General features: G+C 69.4%; 18 protein-coding genes and 2 tRNA genes. 9 read left to right on the top strand and 11 right to left on the bottom strand.

Going from position 1 to position 18,030, the window contains the following annotated elements; translation table 11 throughout:
* Positions 1-109: 109 nt before the first annotated feature.
* Together NLX83_RS04465 and NLX83_RS04470 are read left to right on the top strand one after the other, a co-directional pair.
* Entirely contained in the window at positions 110-1,789 is a 1,680-nt protein-coding gene (locus tag NLX83_RS04465) for an ABC transporter family substrate-binding protein (protein ID WP_254233594.1), read from the top strand.
* A gap of 70 nt (positions 1,790-1,859) precedes the next feature.
* Positions 1,860-2,795, top strand: coding sequence for a DUF3592 domain-containing protein (locus tag NLX83_RS04470; protein ID WP_254233595.1), 936 nt, complete (start codon positions 1,860-1,862; stop codon positions 2,793-2,795).
* A gap of 5 nt (positions 2,796-2,800) precedes the next feature.
* Here the strand turns inward: NLX83_RS04470 and NLX83_RS04475 are convergent, their stop codons facing one another.
* Entirely contained in the window at positions 2,801-3,358 is a 558-nt protein-coding gene (locus tag NLX83_RS04475; protein ID WP_254233596.1) for a DUF2087 domain-containing protein, read from the bottom strand.
* 214 nt (positions 3,359-3,572) lie between these two features.
* Here NLX83_RS04475 and NLX83_RS04480 point away from each other — a divergent pair, with 214 nt between their 5' ends.
* On the top strand, positions 3,573-3,815 hold the full coding sequence (locus tag NLX83_RS04480; protein ID WP_254233597.1) for a hypothetical protein: 243 nt from the start codon (positions 3,573-3,575) through the stop codon (positions 3,813-3,815).
* 51 nt (positions 3,816-3,866) lie between these two features.
* On the opposite strand, the gene NLX83_RS04485 is transcribed toward NLX83_RS04480, so the two are convergent.
* The 3 genes from NLX83_RS04485 to NLX83_RS04495 all read right to left on the bottom strand — a co-directional run bounded on the left by NLX83_RS04485 (position 3,867) and on the right by NLX83_RS04495 (position 7,590).
* Positions 3,867-3,943: transfer RNA gene (locus NLX83_RS04485), tRNA-Met, on the bottom strand.
* A 569-nt stretch (positions 3,944-4,512) separates the two neighbouring features.
* A tRNA-Met gene (locus tag NLX83_RS04490) sits at positions 4,513-4,589 on the bottom strand.
* A gap of 67 nt (positions 4,590-4,656) precedes the next feature.
* Complete coding sequence (locus tag NLX83_RS04495) at positions 4,657-7,590, bottom strand: UPF0182 family protein (RefSeq protein ID WP_256563327.1); 2,934 nt, start codon at positions 7,588-7,590, stop codon at positions 4,657-4,659.
* A 161-nt stretch (positions 7,591-7,751) separates the two neighbouring features.
* On the opposite strand from NLX83_RS04495, the gene NLX83_RS04500 reads away from it, so the two are divergent.
* Positions 7,752-8,327, top strand: coding sequence for a PPA1309 family protein (locus NLX83_RS04500; RefSeq protein ID WP_254233598.1), 576 nt, complete (start codon positions 7,752-7,754; stop codon positions 8,325-8,327).
* A gap of 25 nt (positions 8,328-8,352) precedes the next feature.
* Here NLX83_RS04500 and NLX83_RS04505 read toward each other — a convergent pair whose 3' ends face one another.
* Entirely contained in the window at positions 8,353-9,390 is a 1,038-nt protein-coding gene (locus NLX83_RS04505) for a YlbL family protein (RefSeq protein ID WP_254233599.1), read from the bottom strand.
* A 72-nt stretch (positions 9,391-9,462) separates the two neighbouring features.
* Here NLX83_RS04505 and NLX83_RS04510 point away from each other — a divergent pair, with 72 nt between their 5' ends.
* Both NLX83_RS04510 and NLX83_RS04515 read left to right on the top strand, forming a co-directional pair.
* A complete protein-coding gene (locus NLX83_RS04510) occupies positions 9,463-10,842 on the top strand; it encodes a zinc-dependent metalloprotease (RefSeq protein ID WP_254233600.1) in 1,380 nt (459 codons plus the stop codon).
* 103 nt (positions 10,843-10,945) lie between these two features.
* Positions 10,946-12,223 carry a glycoside hydrolase 5 family protein gene (locus tag NLX83_RS04515; protein WP_254233601.1) on the top strand — a complete coding sequence of 426 codons (1,278 nt, stop codon included), beginning with the start codon at positions 10,946-10,948 and terminating at the stop codon, positions 12,221-12,223.
* A gap of 30 nt (positions 12,224-12,253) precedes the next feature.
* On the opposite strand, the gene NLX83_RS04520 is transcribed toward NLX83_RS04515, so the two are convergent.
* Entirely contained in the window at positions 12,254-12,784 is a 531-nt protein-coding gene (locus NLX83_RS04520; protein WP_254233602.1) for a M48 metallopeptidase family protein, read from the bottom strand.
* A 202-nt stretch (positions 12,785-12,986) separates the two neighbouring features.
* On the opposite strand from NLX83_RS04520, the gene NLX83_RS04525 reads away from it, so the two are divergent.
* From NLX83_RS04525 to NLX83_RS04535, 3 genes are all read left to right on the top strand, one after another.
* Positions 12,987-13,139, top strand: a complete 153-nt coding sequence (locus tag NLX83_RS04525; RefSeq protein WP_246843059.1) for a DUF5679 domain-containing protein — start codon at positions 12,987-12,989, stop codon at positions 13,137-13,139.
* Between the two features lie 172 nt (positions 13,140-13,311).
* The gene (locus NLX83_RS04530) at positions 13,312-14,304 is read left to right on the top strand and encodes a hypothetical protein (protein WP_254233603.1); all 993 of its coding nucleotides are present in this window, start codon (positions 13,312-13,314) and stop codon (positions 14,302-14,304) included.
* A gap of 96 nt (positions 14,305-14,400) precedes the next feature.
* Positions 14,401-15,717 (top strand): ABC1 kinase family protein, encoded by a 1,317-nt coding sequence (locus NLX83_RS04535; RefSeq protein ID WP_254233604.1) that lies wholly within the window; start codon positions 14,401-14,403, stop codon positions 15,715-15,717.
* 21 nt (positions 15,718-15,738) lie between these two features.
* Here the strand turns inward: NLX83_RS04535 and NLX83_RS04540 are convergent, their stop codons facing one another.
* From NLX83_RS04540 to NLX83_RS04560, 5 genes are all read right to left on the bottom strand, one after another.
* On the bottom strand, positions 15,739-15,918 hold the full coding sequence (locus NLX83_RS04540) for a hypothetical protein (protein WP_254233605.1): 180 nt from the start codon (positions 15,916-15,918) through the stop codon (positions 15,739-15,741).
* A gap of 11 nt (positions 15,919-15,929) precedes the next feature.
* On the bottom strand, positions 15,930-16,814 hold the full coding sequence (locus NLX83_RS04545; RefSeq protein WP_254233606.1) for a class I SAM-dependent methyltransferase: 885 nt from the start codon (positions 16,812-16,814) through the stop codon (positions 15,930-15,932).
* 211 nt (positions 16,815-17,025) lie between these two features.
* On the bottom strand, positions 17,026-17,250 hold the full coding sequence (locus NLX83_RS04550; protein ID WP_254233607.1) for a hypothetical protein: 225 nt from the start codon (positions 17,248-17,250) through the stop codon (positions 17,026-17,028).
* Positions 17,247-17,558 carry a WhiB family transcriptional regulator gene (locus tag NLX83_RS04555; RefSeq protein WP_308209270.1) on the bottom strand — a complete coding sequence of 104 codons (312 nt, stop codon included), beginning with the start codon at positions 17,556-17,558 and terminating at the stop codon, positions 17,247-17,249. Before NLX83_RS04555 ends, NLX83_RS04550 begins: the two co-directional genes overlap by 4 nt.
* Positions 17,559-17,724: 166 nt before the next feature.
* Positions 17,725-17,973 carry a hypothetical protein gene (locus tag NLX83_RS04560; protein WP_254233608.1) on the bottom strand — a complete coding sequence of 83 codons (249 nt, stop codon included), beginning with the start codon at positions 17,971-17,973 and terminating at the stop codon, positions 17,725-17,727.
* Positions 17,974-18,030: the final 57 nt, after the last annotated feature.

An 18,030-nucleotide genomic window follows, 5' to 3' on the forward strand; every position in this document is an offset into this window, starting at 1 on the left:
TGTTATGCGTCCGTGCTGGGCGAGTTGAAAAAGTTCGACGTAGTGTCCACCTGATCGACGCCCCGGTGAACAACGCGGGCGACTAGGTAAGCAGTGGAGGACTGGCGTGATGCTAGGGCGACGGCAACCAGCGTTGCTGTTTGCCGCCCTGACGGCCGGAGCACTCGTGCTCTCGGCGTGCGGTGGCGGCGGCAGCAACCCGGCGAACAACCTTCAGGGCAAGGTCAACGCCAACGACATCAACGTGAAGCCCGCGAGCGAGCTGAAGGACGGTGGTGAGTTCCGCTGGCCGGTCAGCGAGCTCTCCACCCAGTTCAACCGCAACCACCTCAACGGCACCCTCGCCGACAACGCGCGCATCGTGAACGCGTTGATGCCCACGATGTTCAACGCGGACTCGCAGGGTCAGTTCAGCGAGAACAAGAACTACGTCGAGTCCGGCAAGCTGGTCTCCACCGAGCCCCAGGTGGTGGAGTACAAGCTGAACCCGAAGGCGGTCTGGAGCGACGGCACCCCGTTGTCGTGGAAGGACTTCGAGGCGCAGTTCAAGGCGATGAACGGGACCAACCCGGCGTTCGTCGGAGCCACCACGACCGGCTACGAGGACATCGAGAAGGTCGAGCGGGGCGCGAACGACCAGGAAGTCAAGGTCACCTTCAAGAAGAAGTTCGGTGACTGGCGGACCCTGTTCACGCTGCTGTACCCGGCGTCGACGAACAGCGACCCGAAGGTGTTCAACGACGGCTGGAAGGACAAGCCGCAGGTCACCGCGGGTCCGTTCAAGTTCGACTCGATCGACCGCGGCGCCAAGATCATCACCCTGGTGCCCAACGACAAGTGGTGGGGCGAGAAGCCGAAGCTGTCGAAGATCATCTTCCGGCAGATCAACATCGACTCGCAGGCGCAGTCGTTCGCGGCCGGTGACATCGACTACATCGACATCGGCCCGAGCGTGAGCACCTTCCAGCAGGTTCAGCCGGTGCAGGGCGCGGCGATCCGCAAGGCGCTGGCCCCGGACTTCCGGCACATCACGTTCAACGGCGCCAAGGGCTCCATCCTGGAGGACCCGAAGCTGCGCCTGGCGATCCAGAAGGCCGTCGACCGGACCACGATCGCCAAGTCGCAGGTCGGCGCGATCATCCCGGACGCCAAGCCGCTGAACAACCACATCTTCGTCGAGGGCCTGAAGGACTACAAGGACCAGGCGCAGCTGGTGGCGTACAACAAGGACCAGGCGGCCAAGGAGCTCGACGAGCTCGGCTGGAAGCTCGAGGGCGCGACCCGCAAGAAGGACGGCAAGGAACTCGCCATCCGCAACGTGATCCCGACCGCCGTCGAGGTCAGCGCGAACGAGGCCAAGCAGGTGCAGCAGATGCTCGCCGCGGTCGGCGTCAAGGTGGACATCCAGACCGTGCCGTCCGAGCTGTTCTTCAAGGAGTACGTGAACAAGAGCAACTTCGACATCACGCACTTCTCCTGGCTCGGCACGCCCGCCCCGACCAGCTCCAAGAACTCGATCTACGGGTACGACGCGAACGCGGTCAAGCAGAACTACGGCCGCATCGGCAACGAGACCACCAACAAGCTCCTGGCGGACGCCCGGGCCGAGCTCGACGACGCCAAGCGCGCCGAGCTGGCCAACAAGGCCGACGAGGAGATCTGGAAGTCCGGTCACTCGCTGCTGCTCTACCAGCGTCCCAACGCGGTCGGTGTCAAGGCCAACCTCGCCAACTACGGCGCGTTCGGCTTCGCCACCATCGAGTACGAGAAGATCGGCTACCTGAAGTAAGTCGGTATTTCGGGAAGGGCCCGCGAGTTCCGCTCGCGGGCCCTTTTCCGCTTCACAGTCAGGATTTCCGGTGAACACGAACCCGTCGCCGCTCCGCGTCCGCGCCTTCCGGCACGGCCTGGTGACCACGGTGCTGGTGTTGTCGGTGTGCGGCGCCATCGCCACGGTGTCGCTGCTCTCGTACAACTCGGCGCAGTCGCGGATGACCAGCCTCAGCGCCCGCGCGGTCGGTGAGATCACCGCGGTGCGGGAGTACGTGGTCGACGTGCGCTGGCCGCTGCCGAACGGCACGCAGGTCACCGCGCCGGTGGAACTCGCCGTGACGCCCCCGCCCGCGGGCATGCGCACCGAAGTCGCTTACGAGCCCGCGAATCCGCGGCACGCGGCGATCCCTGGCGCGGTCCTGCTCGCCGAGCTCGACCGTGCGGCGAGCGGACTGTCCTTCAGCGCTGTCATCGCGTTCGCCGCTCTCGCTGTGTTCCTCGGCTTCACCTTCTCGCGCGCACGCCTCACCAGGCGGCCAACCCGCAAGGTCGTGATCCGTCGCGTCCGTGTCCAAAAAGGACTGATCGCCAGATCGTGGCTGGAGACGGAATCCGGCCCTCAGCGTTGGATTCCCGTCTACTACGACCCCGTCCTGGTCGGCATGCCCGCGCCGGTCGAGGTCTCCGTGCACGGCGACCCGCGCACCGACCGCCTGCTCGCCGTGGACTACGAGGGCACGGTGTTGTACTCCTCCGGTGCCACCGCCCGCACGGAGCCGCAGGGCCGCCGCACCGACAACCCGGTCCGCCCCGGTGAGGACATCGCGGAGCGCACGGCGGCGTCCAGCAGCGCGCTGCGCCAGTTCCGCGCGGACGCGGCGCTCATCATGCCCGCGCCGCTGGTCGGCCTGTTCTGGGCGTACCTGGACGCGGGCGGCTTCCCGGTCTGGTTCGGCGCCACGCTCGTCACCGCGGCGATCGCGCTGTGGTGGGCCGCTGTCCGCGGCTCCGACCCGTCCTAGGGGCCCTAGTCCTCCGGCAGCACGTCCAGCCAGCCGCCCGATCGCCAGTACTCCCCCTCGCCGCGGGTCAGCAGACCTTCGTCGATGAGGTAGCGCCGCACAGCGACGTAGTCCGCCGTGCCGCCCTCGCACCACGCGCGCACGATGACGTTCACTTCCTTCTCCGGGTACCGCACACCCGGTTCGAAGGACTGCACCAGGTGCTCCAAGAGCACGCGCCGCCGTCCGCGCTGGGCGGGCATCCCGACGAGCCGCCCGTCCTTGACGAAGGTGCGCAGCAGCGCCTCCGTCCTGGGGTCAGAGTCGCCGTAGCCGTGGTCGTCGGCCTGTTCCCCGGGTGCCGCCGCCTTCGCCAGCTCGGTCAGCACCTCGGCGCGCAGCCGGTACCCCGGTCCCACCAGGCCGCCGTCCTCCAGCTTCCGGAGGGCCTTGCCGACGGCTTTGGCGTCCAGCCCGGTCGCCTCGGTCAGCTCGGCGATCGAGGTCGCGCCCAGTACGAGCGCGGCGACGACGCGCAGCCTCTCGGGGCTGGCCAGCAGCCCCACCACAGTCTCGGGAGTCACGCTCCGCAACCTAGCGCGCCCGAGCCAGGCGAGCAGCTGTTTACTCTCTGCGACCGGCACTGACCGTTACGTGGGTTTTCGCGCTCCAACCCGGTGGATTTACCCCCGCCGGGCTATCGAGCCCGCCGCCCGAGGCCCGAAGATCGGCCGCATTGGGGCTCGCCTGTAGGCGTGCGTGCCCCTCCGATCGGCCAGGGAAGCAGGGAGGTCGACCGTGCACCGTAGTTGGTTCCGGACGAAGTTGGTCGAGAAGCGAGAGCAGGTCACGAGCAAGGTCAAGGAGGGCGTCAAGCAGCGGGCGAAGTCACTCGTCCCGACCCAGCTCACGAAGAAGCCCGCGTCGATGGACAAGTGCATGGTCTGCGGGAAGTCACTGAAGCGCTCGACGGCGATCTCCGGGGACGGCCGCGTCTGCTCCCCCGCCTGCGCCCATGCCTGGGTCCGTGACCTGAAGTAGCACGGCACAAGCAAAAGATCCCCCGGCCAGTGGCCGGGGGATCTTTCGAAGTGGTAGCGGGGACAGGATTTGAACCTGCGACCTCTGGATTATGAGCCCAGCGAGCTACCGAACTGCTCCACCCCGCGTCGTTGTCTAAACCTTAGCCCACCCGAGTCCCGCTATGCAAATCAGTTCCCTTTTTTCGCGGTTTCGGCTGGTTGCGTGGGTGTCGGCTTGACCTGGGGCCCCTTGCGCGTGCCGAGGGCCTGCCGGGCGGGCACGGGATGAAACCCGGCCCCCGCGATGAGCGTATGGCACGCGCACCCCAGGTAAGCCGACCTCGGCCGCCGGTCCCAGCGGGGTTGGTTGGGTGGTCTTCAAGTACCCCCTACCCCCGCCAATTCCATCTCTAACGACACCAAACCCTGCCCTAAGTGGGGGTTTGGTGTCGTTAGAGACCTCTGGGACGGGGGTACGCAGTACTTGAAGACCACCCAACCCCAGTCAAGGCTGGAACCCGGGCCCAATGGCCGAAGGCCGAAGGCCCTTGCGTGCGCGAAGCGGACGCGCCCACCCACCATGCTCGTGAGCTGGAACACAACAACGCTGGAGAGGTGCGGAGCCCGCACCGTGGGGGCTCCGGGGGGCTCGGCCCCCCGTGGCGCAAATGCGAACAATCCCCGTCCGCGCTTTCTGCGGACGGGGATTGCCTAATTGGTAGCGGGGACAGGATTTGAACCTGCGACCTCTGGATTATGAGCCCAGCGAGCTACCGAACTGCTCCACCCCGCGTTGTTGAGATAACCCTAGCCGGTGGCGTCCTCCGATTGCAAATCGGGTGACGCCACCGGCTGGAGCACTACTTCTGGTTGAAGCGCTTGGCCGCCTCTTCCAGGTCCTTCTGGGCCTGGCCGATGGCGGCGAAGTCGCCGGTCTGGGTGGCGGCGCGGAGGCGGTTGAGGGCGGCTCCGATGTCCTGGATCGCCTTGGCCTGTTCCGCGGTGATCTGCTGGCCTCCGCCGCCGGGCGGCGGGGTGCCACCCGGGTTCTCCCCGGGCGGCGGGGTGCCGCCGGGGTTGGGCTGCGTGGTGCCGTCACCGGCGCCTCGGCCGAAGACCTCTTCCAGTGCGCCCGCGAGCGTCTCGGAGAACCCGACCTTGCCGCCGAAGCCGACCAGCACCCTGGCCAGCTGCGGGAAGGCGTTGTTGTCCTTGCGCTGGATGTAGATGGGCTCCACGTAGAGGAGCCCGCCCGCCACCGGCAGTGTCAGCAGGTTGCCGTTGACCGCGGTGGCCTGGGGGTTCTGGAACAGCGTCCGGGCCTCGGTGACCTTGGAGGCCGAGAAGAACTGGTTCTGCATCTGCCCCGGACCCATGGTCTGGGTGGTCGTGGGCAGCTGGAGGACCGTCATCTTCCCGTAGTCGGCCGGGTCGGAGGAGGCCGACACCCATGCGGAGAGGAACTCCCGGCGGAGACCGGTGAGCGCGCTCGTGAGCTGGAAGGTCGGCTTGTCCTGGCCGGGCGCCTGGGCGATCACGTAGTACGGCGGGAGCTTGCCGCCCTGCGTGGTCTGCTGGGTGGGCGCGCCGGGCTGCTGCTGCTGGGGCTGCTGCTGGACGTTGGGCTGCTGCTCGTCGGTCGGGTCGTCCGGGACGTCCCAGAACTCGTTCTGCAAGTAGAAGGCGTCCGGCCGGTTCACGTGGTACTTGGCCAGCAGTTCGCGCTGGACCTTGAACAGGTCCTCCGGGTAGCGGAAGTGCTCGCGCAGCGACATCGGGATGTCAGCGGAGGGCTTCACGACGCCGGGGAAGACCTTGGACCAGGTCTTGAGCACCGGGTCCTTCTCGTCGATCGCGTAGAGCGTCACCGAGCCGTCATAGGCGTCGACCGTGGCCTTGACGGAGTTGCGGATGTAGCTGAACATCTGCGCGGGCTGGCGGACCCCCTGCGAGGTCTGCGTCGCCTGGCTCAGCTGCGTCCGGTGCGCGTACGGGTAGTTCTCCAGCGTCGTGTAGCCGTCGACGATCCACTTGACCTTGCCGTCGATCACCGCCGGGTACGGGTCGCTGTCCAGCGTCAGCCACGGCGCGGTCATCTTCACCCGGGACTTCGGGTCCCGGTTGTAGAGGATCTTCGACTCGGCGCCGATGGAGCCGGAGAACAGGATGTTGCGCTCGCCGTAGGCGGCGGAGAACACCAGGCGGTTGAACAGGTTCCCGAGCGAGACACCACCGGCGCCGGTGTAGCGGTAGGCGGCGGTGTCGGTGTCGTACTCCCGGTCCTTGCCCGCGTCCTGGCCGCCGACGATGGCGTAGTCGGTGGCCAGCTCGCCGTAGTAGATCCGCGGCTGTTGGACCTTGATGTCACCCTGGCCGCTGGTGTCGCTGACCGTGTAGACGGGGTAGCCGCCCTGGCCGCTGGTGTCCTGCAGCGCGGAGTTCACGGTGTTGGCGGGCGCGGCGACGAAACCGTTGCCGTGCGTGTACACCAGGTGCCGGTTGATCCAGTTCTGCTGGTTCTCGGCGAGGTTCTTCGGGTCGATCTCGCGGACCGCGACGATGTAGTCGCGCAGCTGTCCGTTGACCTTGTAGCGGTCCACGTCGAGCTTGTCGCCGAAGCCGTAGAAGTTCTTCCGCTGCTGCTGCTGGGTGAAGGTGCGGGCGAGCACGTTCGGGTCGAGCAGCCGCACGTTGGAGATCGTGCCCTGGTTGTTGGCGTTGCTGCGGATCTCCTGCGGGGTGGACTCGGAGCGGCCCGGGTACTCGGTGAAGGTCACCTTGTCCGGGGTCAGCCCGTAGGCGTCCCTTGTGGCCCCGATCGCGCGCTCGATGGACTGCGTTTCCTTCTGGATCGCGTTGGGGCGCACGGAGAACTGCTCCAGCAGCGCGGGCCACGCAGCGCCGACGAGCAGGCTGGAGAGCACCAGCAGCACGGTGGCGATGGCGGGGATCTTCAGGTCGCGCAGGAACGCCGCGGCGAAGAAGGCCACCGCGCAGAAGATCGCGATGATGGAGAGGATGAGCTTCGCCGGGAGCACCGCGTGCAGGTCGGTGTAGGTCGCTCCGAAGAAGTTCGAGTTCCGGTTGGAGAACATCAGCTCGTAGCGGTCGAAGAAGTACGAGGCCGCGTAGAGCAGGACGAACAGACCGGCGAGCACGGCGAGCTGGATCCGCGCGGGCGCGGAGAGCTGGCCGCCGCGACCGGCCAGCCGGATGCCGCCGAAGATGTAGTGGGTGACCAGCGCGCCGACGAAGGACGCCGCGATGACCACGAAGCCCCAGGAGATGAGCCAGGTGTAGAACGGCAGGTCGAAGGCGTAGAAGCCGATGTCGATGCCGAACTCCGGGTCGGCGATGCCGAAGCGCTCCCCGTTGAGGAACTTCTGCACGATCTCCCAGTCGGCGGAGGCCGCGACGCCCGCCGCGATGAACGCGACCACCGGGATCGCGAACCCGACGAGGCGCAGCCGCTGGATGATCGCCGAGCGGTACTTGGACACCGGGTCGTCCGGCCCGCTGACCGGGACGAAGACCGGCCGGGCGCGGTAGGCGATGGCCAGGTTCAGCATCAGCAGACCCGCGACCACCAGACCCATCGCCGCGAACAGGCCGATCTGGGTGAACAGCACGGTGTTGAACACCGAGCGGTATCCCACCTCGCCGAACCACAACCAGTTCACATAGGTGCCGAGCAGGCGGGACGCGGCCACGACCACTGCCAGCAGCACCGCGCCGATGATGAGCAGGATCCGGCTGCGCTTGGACAGCTTCGGTATTCCGACCGGGGGCCGCATGGCCACGTGGCACGCTCCTAGGAGAGGTTTCCTCAGGCGACGGGAGCACGTGAGCGCGACGGTTCGACGACGCGGACAGGCGTCCCGATATGTCCAACTCTACGAGGCCCCTTCCGGGTTCCCGTGGCGGGCTTCACATGGGGGGATGAAAACATGCTCGTATGGGATCCCCATCCGAATCCGGAAGCTCCTCCACACCCTTCTCCTCGGCACTGCCCGCGGCGGTCCGCGAGGTCGAGGACTTCGTCGCCTCCGCGGGCTGGGACCAGCCGCCGCAGCTGTTCGCCCTGGTGCCGACGGCCGAGCTGGTCGAGCGGGAGCCGGGGCTGGCCGAGCGCATCGACCCGGAGGCGATGCTGACCCCGATCGCCCAGGACTCGCTGCCCGACGACGACCTCGGGATGACCCTGGCCAGGATCGTGTGGCCGGACGCGGTCGCGGGCTGCGTGCTGACGCAGGAGATCCTGATGCTCCCGCCGGAGGCCGAGGCCGAGCTGCCGGACGAGGAGGCTGATCCGGCCGCCGCGGAGAAGTTCATCGCCGAGCACCCGCTGCGCCGCGAGGCCCGGCTGGTCGCGGGCGTGGTGCGCGGTGCGGAGAACGGCGTCTGCCTGCTGCGGTTGAAGGGTGACGGCACCGAGGGGTCGGCCGACGAGCTGATCGAGCACCCCGATCTCGCGCCGAACCTGGTCGAGGCGCTGCACTCGACCTTCCAGCACGGCGGGGAAGCGCGGTAGTCCGGAGAGCGAGCCGCCCTCCGGTTCAGCAGCCGGGGGTCGGCTTACCCTCCTGCATCGCCTGGAGCGCGTCCACGGCGCCCGCCAGGGTCTCCACCCGGATCAGGCGCAGCCCCTCCGGCGCGCGCTGCCGGGCTTCGACGCAGTTCTCCGCCGGAGTCAGGAACACGGTCGCGCCCTGTTCCTTCGCCGCCCGCATCTTGAACGGGATGCCGCCGATGGCGCCGACCTTGCCGTCGATGTCGATCTCGCCGGTGCCCGCCACCGAGGCGCCGCCGTTGAGCTTGCCCGGCGTCAGTTTGTCCACAATGGCCAGTGCGAACATCAGCCCGGCCGACGGACCGCCGACCTCCTTGAGGCTGATCTTGATCTGGAAGTCCGGCGAGGGGCGGTCGGCCGGGGTGATGCCGAGGAAGCCGTAGGTCGGGCGGTCCGGCCCCTTCTCCGGGCGTTCGCCGAGGGTCACCTGCGACGTGGTCTCGGCGCCCTCGCTGCGCTGATAGCGAACAGCGACCTGGTCGCCGGGCTTGGTCCGCAGCAGTGCGGCGCGCACCTGCTCGGCGGTGGCGACGGGCTGGCCGTTGATCGCGACGATGCGGTCGCCCGGGTTGATCACCTTGGCCGACGGGCCGTCCGCGGTGACGGAGGTGACGACCACCTTGTCCGGGTACTTCAGGTACCGCAGCGCGGCCACCTCGGCGTTGGTCTGGGAGATCTGGAACGCCCTGGTGTTCTCGGCGTCGACCTCCTGCTTGGACTTCTCCGGCGGGAACACCTCCTCGCGCGGGACCAGGGCGAACCTGCCGCCCGCCCACAGCCCGAGTGCGCCGAAGACGGTCACGCCGTCGGTCACGCCGACCGTGGTCATGGTGAGGTGGCCGCCGAAGTCCGAGGACTCGTGCCCGGACAGCTCGACGACGGGAACCCCGCCGACCTTGCTGAGGGTGTCGTAGGTCGGTCCGGGGCCGAGCGCCACGTACGGCACCCGCACGAAGCCTCCCGTCAGGCCGAGCGCGAGCACGAGCAGGACGCTCAGCAACAGGGTCCAGGTACGGCGGGTCACAAGCGGACAGGGTACGGGTCGGGCCACCCCGCGACCGGGTGCGGCACCCGCGTGCCGCGTACCGTGGAACTCATGAGCGATCTGCCCTTCGGGTTCAGCGGCTCCGATCCGGACAAGGACCCGGAGCGCAAGGGAAAGGACGACCAGGGGCCCCAGGAGCACAACCAGGGGTTCGGGTTCGCGCAGGGCATGCCACCGGGATTCGTCCCGCCGGGCGGCCAGAACCCCTTCGGTGCCGGCGGTTTCGACATGAACCAGCTCGGTCAGATGCTCAGCCAGCTGGGCCAGGTGCTCAGCCAGGCGAGCACGTCGAGCGGCCCCGTCAACTACGACCTCGCCAAGCAGCTGGCCATGCAGCAGCTCGGCGGCTCCGGCGGCACGAACCGGCCGACCGCGCAGCAGGAGAGCGCGGTCGCCGACGCGGTGCGGCTGGCCGAGCTGTGGCTGGACCCCGCGACGGCGCTGCCCGCGGGCGCGCGCAAGGTGGTGGCGTGGTCGGCCGGTGACTGGGTCGAGGGCACCCTGCCGAGCTGGCAGCGGCTGTGCGACCCGGTCGCGCGGCAGATGTCCGGCGCGTGGGTGGACGCGATGCCGGAGGAGGCCAAGCAGGCCGCCGGGCCGCTGCTGTCCATGGTCGGCCAGATGGGCGGCCTGGCGTTCGGCTCGCAGCTGGGCGGCAGCCTCGCGCAGCTCGGTTCCGAGGTGCTGGCCTCGACCGAGGTCGGCCTGCCGCTGGGCCCCGAGGGCGTGGCCGCGCTGCTGCCCGCGAACGTGGAGAAGTTCACCGAGGGCCTCGGCAGACCGGCCAGCGAGGTGCTGGTGTTCCTCGCCGCGCGCGAGGCGGCGCACCACCGGCTGTTCACGCACGTGCCGTGGCTGCGCCAGCGCCTGATGAGCACGGTCGAGGAGTTCGCCAAGGGCATCAAGGTCGACACGGCCGCGCTGGAGAACCTGGCCGGGCAGATCGATCCGGCCAACCCGCAGGCGCTGGAGGAGGTCATGTCCTCCGGCATGCTCCAGCCGCAGAACACCCCGGAGCAGCAGGCCGCGCTCGCCCGCCTGGAAACCCTGCTCGCGCTGGTCGAGGGTTGGGTGGACGTGGTGGTCGCGGAGGCGGTCGGCGACCGGTTGCCCGGTGCCGAGGCGCTGCGCGAGACGTTGCGCCGCAGGCGCGCCAGCGGCGGCCCGGCGGAGCAGACCTTCGCCACCCTGGTCGGCCTCGAGCTGCGACCGAGGCGGCTGCGCGCGGCGGCCGGGCTGTGGCGGCTGATGACGGACAAGCACGGGGTCACCGGCCGCGACTCGGTCTGGGACCACCCCGACTTCATCCCCACCTCCGCGGATCTCGACGACCCGCTGGAGTTCGCCGAGCGCTGGGGCGAGTCCTCGCTCGACCCGATCGCCGAGCTCAAGCGCACCGAGGGCGAGGCCCCCGAGGAGGGCACCAGCTGAGAGTCCCCGTTGCCCCCTCGATCGGCGGTTGACCGCACCGATCGAGGGGGACGAGGCTGTTTTCGCCGCCGCGACAACGATGTCAGCCTCGGGAGACTCCACTGTGGACAGACGAACGGTGCTGCGCGGGATGGCGGCGGCCCCCGTTGCGGGCGCGCTGACGGGGAGCGCCCCGAAGCGGCGCGTCCGGCTCGGCGTCAACTACGTGCCCAGCCGGAACTGGTGGTTCAGCTGGTCGGACTGGGACCGCCGCTCGCTGGCCGGGGACCTCGCCGACATCGCCGGACTCGGCATGGACCACATCCGGATCATGTGCGTCTGGCCGGACTTCCAGCCCAACACCGGGCACGTGCGCGGCGAGATGCTGGACCGGCTGGCCGAGCTGCTCGACCTGGCGGACGCGTTCCGGTTGGACGTCGAGGTCACCGTGTTCAACGGCGCGCTGAGCGGATTCCTCTTCGTACCACCGTGGTTGCTGGACAACGGCACCGGCAGGGCCAGGAACATGTTCACCGATCCGGGCGCGCTCGCCGCCCAGCATGCGCTGCTGGAGGCCATCGCCGCGCGGATCGGCGGCCACCGCCGGTTCCTCGGCTTCGACCTGTCCAACGAGGTGAACTGGTTCGCCCAGCCGCTGGGCATGACCATCACCCCGGAACAGGGCGACGCCTGGCACACCGCGCTGTTCGCCACCTGCGAACGCGTGGCGCCCGGCCGCCTGCACGTGTCCGGGATCGACCACTACCCCTGGCTGAACAACGCCTACTTCACCCGCGAGGGCCTGGCCACCAGTGGCACCGCGACCGCGTGCCACACGTGGGCGGGCTGGACCAACGTGATCCAGCGGTACGGGCCGCTCTCCACCCCCTCCCTGCACTACTCCGAGTACTTCGTCGAACTGCTCAAGGCCTTCCACACCGACCCGCGCCGCCAGGTGTGGATCGAGGAGACCGGGGTGTCCACGAAGTGGATGGACGCGGCGCTGATCCCGGAGTGGACCGAGCGCTCCATCAGGAACATGGCGAGCTGCGGCGAGCTGTTCGGGATCACCTGGTGGTGCTCGCACGACCTCAACCCGAAGCTGTCCGGCTTCAACCCGCTGGAGTACGACCTCGGCCTGGTCGACGCCCGCGGTGCCCGCAAGCCGATCGGCTCCGTCGTTGCCCGCCTCGCGGGCGAGTTCGACCGCCACCCGCCCCAGGTCCTGCCCCGCCCGGTCGCGCTGGTCCTGCCGGACGGCGCGATTCCGGACCTGTCCTTCCTCGTGGCCTGGGCGAAGCTGGTGGACCAGGGCCTGCGGCCGGCGATCGTCCGGCAGGGCCGCAGCACCGACGCCCGGTACCTCGCGGCCCGCCGGATCGAACGGCTGGTGCGGCTGTAGCCCCTGGTCCCCCGCCCTCAGTCCTCCACCTCAGTCCTCCGCCTCGATCCCCCATCCCGCTGCGGCCGACAGCCCCTCCAGGTAGCCGACCGCGCGTTCGGTACGCGGGTAGTTGTGCACCCACTCCCAGAACCGCGGCCCGTGGCCGGGCACGAGCAGGTGGGTCAGCTCGTGCACCAGCACGTAGTCGAGCACCCAGGGCGGAACGTCCCGGAGCCGCTCGCTGATCCTGATGGTGCGGTCGCTGGGCGTGCAGGACGCCCAGCGGGTGCGCATCGGCGGCACCCACCGCACGCTCGCCGGGTGCGCCTTCCCGCCCAGGTAGCGGGCGGAGAGGCTGGCGCAGCGCAGCAGCAGCGCCTCGTCGGACTGCCGCGCTGGCGAGCGCCGCTTGGTCTCACTGCGCTGGAGCCTGGCCAGCATCTCGGCCACCCAGTGTTCTTCCTCCGACCTGCTCATCCTCGCCGGGATGAGCACGATGACCTTGTCCCCGTCTCGGTACGCGGTGACCGTGCGCCGTCGTCGCGTGCTTCGACGGACTTCAACTTCCGCCTGTGTCACGAGGAGAACGCTACGACGAGGCACCGACAGCGTGCTCCCCTTTGTCCACACCTTCGTCGGCGCAATCACACGTTGGACGTGTCATGCGCGCATCTACATAGATGCACAGGTAGCGTGACGCCGAGTCGCGAGCACGGACGGTGAGACGTGCTCACGGTGCTCCCGTCTCACCGCGGGGGCCGTTCGAGCAAGGGAGGAAGCCGTGGCGGAGTCGTACAACGGCTACTGCGTCAAGTGCCGCGAAAAGCGGGACTTCCAGGGCGAAGTGGAAGAAAAGAACGGCCGGAGGATGGCCAAGGGCCTCTGTCCGACGTGCGGTACCAAGATGACCCGGATCCTCGGCAAGGCGTCATAGCGCGGGTTTCCCTGGAGGTGGCCTTGGGGTCCACGCGACCCGGAGGCCACTCTCCGTAATCGCCTCCACACGTGCCACGGGCCGTCAAGCCCCACCCACAACCTGTGGATAACTCCGCGACCCTGTGGACAACTGCTTTGCCGGATTCGCCGGGCGGTGTCAACGTCGGGGCATGACACCCACGACCACGGCGACATCCGGAACACCGGCTCTGCCGAGGCCCCTGCCCCGGCGCCCCCGCCTGCTCCCGGGCCTGCCCGTCCTCTGGCGCGGGGACGGCACCGTGCAGATCGGCCTCGACCCGCGGTACGCCGTGGTGGTCGACCGCCTCTCCCCCGACATGGTCCGCGTGCTGCGCGAGCTCGACGGCAGGCACACCCTCGACCGCCTGCTCGACCTCGGTGCCCAGGACGGCAGTGCCGAGACCCGTTCCGAGCTGGCCGGGCTGCTGAGCGCGCTGGACGGGGCGGGCGTGCTGGACCGGGACTCCACCGGCTCCCCCTGCGCCCCACAGCGGGAGCCGCCACCGGGGCTGATCGCCGACGCGGGCATCTGGGCGTTGCGCACCGGTCGCGCGTGCGCGGACATCCTGGCCGAACGCGGCAGGACCACCGTGCACGTGCACGGCTCGGGCCGGGTCGCCGACGCGCTGGCGGCCATACTGCGGTCGGCCGGATTGGGCACGGTGCGCCGCATCGCGAAGCGGTCCCGTTCCATTCCGGACTTCGCGGTGCTCATCGGCTCGGTGGTGCAGGACCACCCGCTGCGGACGACGCTGATGGCCGACGGCGTCCCGCACCTGGCCGTCGAACTGCACGAGGTCAGCGCGCACATCGGGCCGTTCGTCGTTCCCGGCCGGACGAGCTGCCTGACCTGCGTCGACCTCCGCCGCAGCGAGCGAGATCCGGCGTGGGGCGTGGTGTCCAGCCAGCTGGGCACCCTGTCCCCACCGGACGAGTTGATCTGCGCGCACGGTGCGGCCGTGGTCGCCGCGGGACAGCTGTTGCTGATGCTGTCGCACTCCGGCGGTGCGGCCGGTCTGCCGCCGACGTGGAACGGGTCACTCGAACTGGATCCGGTGCGGGGCAAGGTTTTCCAGCGTGCACTACCGCCACGGCAGGGCTGCGCCTGTGGCGGCGCGGAAGGGGGGTCTGCTTATATGTAGGCAACCAACTCAGCCCCGGCCGGGCCACCGGGACGCGCGCCTGCCGAGCCTGGGAAACGGCTGCGTCGGGCGGTCCTCTCAGGAGAGAATCGACCAGTGACAGAGATCCCGCGCCGAGCCGTGCACCGCACCGCGAAACTCGCCAGCCTGCCGCTAGGTGCCGCGGGGCGGGTCGCCGCCGGGTGGGGCAAGCGACTGGTGGGGCGGAGCTCCGACGAGGTCAGCGCCGAGTTCTCGGCGAAGACGGCCGAGCAGGTGTTCGCCGTCCTCGGCCAGCTCAAGGGCGGGGCGATGAAGTTCGGCCAGGCCCTGAGCGTGTTCGAGGCCGCGGTCCCGGAAGAGATGGCCGCTCCCTATCGCGAGGCGCTCACCAAACTGCAGTCCGCCGCGCCCGCGCTCCCGGCGAAGACGGTGCACCGGGTGCTCGCCGAGCAGCTCGGCCGGTCGTGGGAGAAGCGCTTCGCGTCCTTCGACGACGTGCCCGCGGCCGCCGCGAGCATCGGCCAGGTGCACCGGGCGGAGTGGCACGACGGCCGCGTGGTCGCGGTGAAGGTGCAGTACCCCGGCGCGGACGAGGCGCTGCTCGCCGATCTCCGCCAGCTGGAGCGGTTCTCGCGGCTCTTCCGGGCGCTGATCCCCGGCCTGGAGGTGAAGCCGCTGCTCGCCGAGCTGCGCGAGCGGATGGTCGAAGAGCTGGACTACCGCATCGAGGCCGACAACCAGCGGGCCTTCGCCAAGGGCTTCCACGACGACGAGCACATCGTGGTGCCCAGGGTGGTGGCGAGCGCGCCCAAGGTGATGGTCTCGGAGTGGGTCGAGGGCACCCCGCTGTCGGCGACGATCAAGGACGGCACGCGGGCGGAGCGGGACGCGGCGGGGCACCTGCTGTCGCTGTTCCACTTCTCCGCACCGGAGCGGACCGGGCTGCTGCACGCGGACCCGCACCCCGGCAACTTCATGACGCTGCCGGACGGCAGGCTGTGCGTGATCGACTTCGGCGCCGTCGCCCGGCTGCCGGAGGGACTGCCGCACAACCTGGGCGTGCTCAGCAGGCTGGCGCTGGAGGGGCGGTCAGAAGACCTGGTGGAGCTGTTGCGCCGGGACCGCTTCCTCGGCCAGGACACCGACCTGGACCCGCAGGACGTGCTCGACTACTTCGCGCCGTTCGTCGAGCCCATGGGGGCCGAGCGGTTCCGCTTCACCAGGAGCTGGTTGCAGGGCCAGGCGGAGCGGATCAGCAACCTGCGCGGCGCGGACTTCCGCACCGGGCGGTTCCTGAACCTGCCGCCGAACTACCTGCTGATCCACCGGGTGACGATGGGCTCCATCGGCATCCTGTGCCAGCTGGACGCCGAGGTGGCCGCGCGCGAGATCGTGCTGCGCTGGCAGCCGGGGTTCGCCACGGAGGACTGAGCCGCACGGGAACGGGCGGGGTCACCACCACTCGCTGGGCAGCTTGCTCTCGATATCGCGCACGTGCGCCCTGGCGCAGGTGGGGCAGAGCCAGCGGGTGCGGCCGCTGTCGCGGTCGCTGACCCAGGCCAGCGCCGCGACCGGATCGCCGTCGGAGTCGCGGACGGTGCCGCAGCGCTGGCAGACGACGGGCTCGCTCATGGCCGATGAGGCTACGCGAGCGGCCTGCGGCCCAGGTGAACCGTGTTGGCCTGCAACCAGAACAGGTCCTCGCGGTCGGCCAGGCTGAGATCGTCGGCGGGGTCGAGCATGCGGTCCAACAGCGCCGTGTCCTCTCTCGAACACCAGCCCTCGGTGGTGTCGCGCATCCACCGGACGCGGTCGATCACGGTCGTTCGGTCGGCATCGCTGAGCGGCGCCGGGCGGTCGAAGAGGTAGCTGAACGCGGTCACGTCGACGAGGCCGACGTCGCGGAGCACGCGGCTCCAGCCCACGGTCAACGGGACCGACCCGGCCATGTCGGCGCGCATCGCCTTGAACCACTTGGTGTTCGCCACGTCCAGCCGCTGCTGCAGGCCCGGTTCGCCGACCCCGATGTCGTTGACGAGGAAGCGCGCGGGCAGCCCGCCCTCCACCAGCGCCAATCGGCCACCGCGCGCGAGCGAGGCGGCCAGGTTGCGCACGCCCTGCCGCTCATTGGGCAGGTGGTGCACGACGTGCGACGCCCAGATGAGGTCGGCGGGCGGCAGCCGTACGGCCAGCCCCGGGTCGGCCGCGTCACCGTGCACGACGACCACCTCGACCTCGGAACCCGCCACGGCGCGGACGCTCTTCTCGGCGGCGGCGAGCAGTTCAGGAACCGCGTCGACCAGCACCACAGTGCAGCCGGGCTTGCCGGACGCGCGCAGCGCCTCGGTGAACGAGGTCGCCCAGCCACCTGAGCCGGAGCCCATGTCGATCACCGTGCGCACGCTGTCGTCGACCAGGCGCGCGGCGACCTCCGCGCGCGCCGTCGCGGTCAGCAGGTCCGCTCGGCGCAGCTCGGTGAGCCGGCTCGGCCAGTCGATGTTGTCGTGCGCGTGCGCGTGGGAACCCATGGACCGAAGGTACCGACGAGCGCGACCGAGTTCCCCTGATCAAGCCTCGCTGGAGCTCTCACGGTTTTCCGATGTTTCCGGCCGACCGGCAAGTGCCAGGGTGCCGCAACGGCGACGGGCGCCGTCCGGTGTGGACGACGCCCGTCGGTTCATGATCATTGACTTGTAGTGGATCGTGTTGGGGCGGAAGGGGTTCCGCCCCGGCACAGGATCAGAACGACGCCTTGTGGCGGTCGGCCCTGCGGCTCGCCACCGAGGCCAGCCACTGCCAGCGCTGCGCGGCGGACATGCGGCGGGCTTGTCGTTCGTGCGCGGCGGAGTGCTCCGCCTCCCGCATTCGTTGACGGGTTAGATGCTCATGCAGAAACATTTTCGAAGCCATCCTTTGGTGCAGGTCGTTGCTGGTCATCGCGTCGAAGTAGATGTGGTCGTTCATGCGGCTGCCTCCTGCTTGGCGGCGACGCCCGGGGCGCCGACGGTGGTCTCCTTGCGCGGGCGGCCACGGGGCCGCTTGCGCGCGATCACCGCGCCGCGCTCGAAGATCTCGCCGCCCCAGACACCCCAGGGCTCACGCCGCGCCAGCGCTCCGGCGAGGCACTCGGCCTGGACGGGGCACCCGACGCACAGCGTCTTCGCGCGGTCGAGGTCGGTCGGGGTCTCGGCGAACCAGAGGTCCGCGTCGCCCACCCGGCAGGGCAGGTTGCTCGCCGCGTCGAAGACATCGGCGGTTCCGCAGTCGGGCACGGACCCGACCTCGGGGAACGTTCCGCAAGGCGGAACGGTCGCGGTCAACACAGTGTTCTCCTCGGTTGTTCCTGTGTTTTTCGTGATGTTTCTTTGTGTGGAAATGACGAAGGCCGCGAACCGACTTGCGGTCCGCGGCCTTCGTGAGCCTGTGTCCTGACGGGTGTCAGGGACTTCGGTCCACTGGTACGGACGAGCAAGTGCGGACGTTCTGCCGAACATCAACGGGCTGGTCTTCACGGGCCACGTGCAGCGCGGCGGCGGGCAGACTGGTGCCCAACGGCTTCAGCGCGACTGGGGCGGTGATGGTCCACGCGCCACCCCTGGACGTCATGCCGCTGCCCTCGGGCGCGGACATGCCAATGCCCCCGGCGAAGGGGTGGTCCGCGAGCGAGAGGTTCTTGGTGTTCTTCACTGCGGCCACCTCCTTCCGAGGGCATCTGGGCCCGAGTGATCGGGCATTTTCACGTTG

The organism is Allokutzneria sp. A3M-2-11 16, from assembly GCF_024213555.1.
Classification (GTDB): Bacteria; Actinomycetota; Actinomycetes; order Mycobacteriales; family Pseudonocardiaceae; genus Allokutzneria.

Bases quoted from the DNA above. Each gene is read 5' to 3' on its own strand.
- NLX83_RS04465 (WP_254233594.1), top strand. From the start codon at position 110: ATGCTAGGGCGACGGCAACCAGCGTTGCTGTTTGCCGCCCTGACGGCC.
- NLX83_RS04495 (WP_256563327.1), bottom strand. From the start codon at position 7,590: ATGCGGCCCCCGGTCGGAATACCGAAGCTGTCCAAGCGCAGCCGGATC.
- NLX83_RS04500 (WP_254233598.1), top strand. From the start codon at position 7,752: ATGGGATCCCCATCCGAATCCGGAAGCTCCTCCACACCCTTCTCCTCG.
- NLX83_RS04510 (WP_254233600.1), top strand. From the start codon at position 9,463: ATGAGCGATCTGCCCTTCGGGTTCAGCGGCTCCGATCCGGACAAGGAC.
- NLX83_RS04530 (WP_254233603.1), top strand. From the start codon at position 13,312: ATGACACCCACGACCACGGCGACATCCGGAACACCGGCTCTGCCGAGG.
- NLX83_RS04540 (WP_254233605.1), bottom strand. From the start codon at position 15,918: ATGAGCGAGCCCGTCGTCTGCCAGCGCTGCGGCACCGTCCGCGACTCC.
- NLX83_RS04545 (WP_254233606.1), bottom strand. From the start codon at position 16,814: ATGGGTTCCCACGCGCACGCGCACGACAACATCGACTGGCCGAGCCGG.
- NLX83_RS04550 (WP_254233607.1), bottom strand. From the start codon at position 17,250: ATGAACGACCACATCTACTTCGACGCGATGACCAGCAACGACCTGCAC.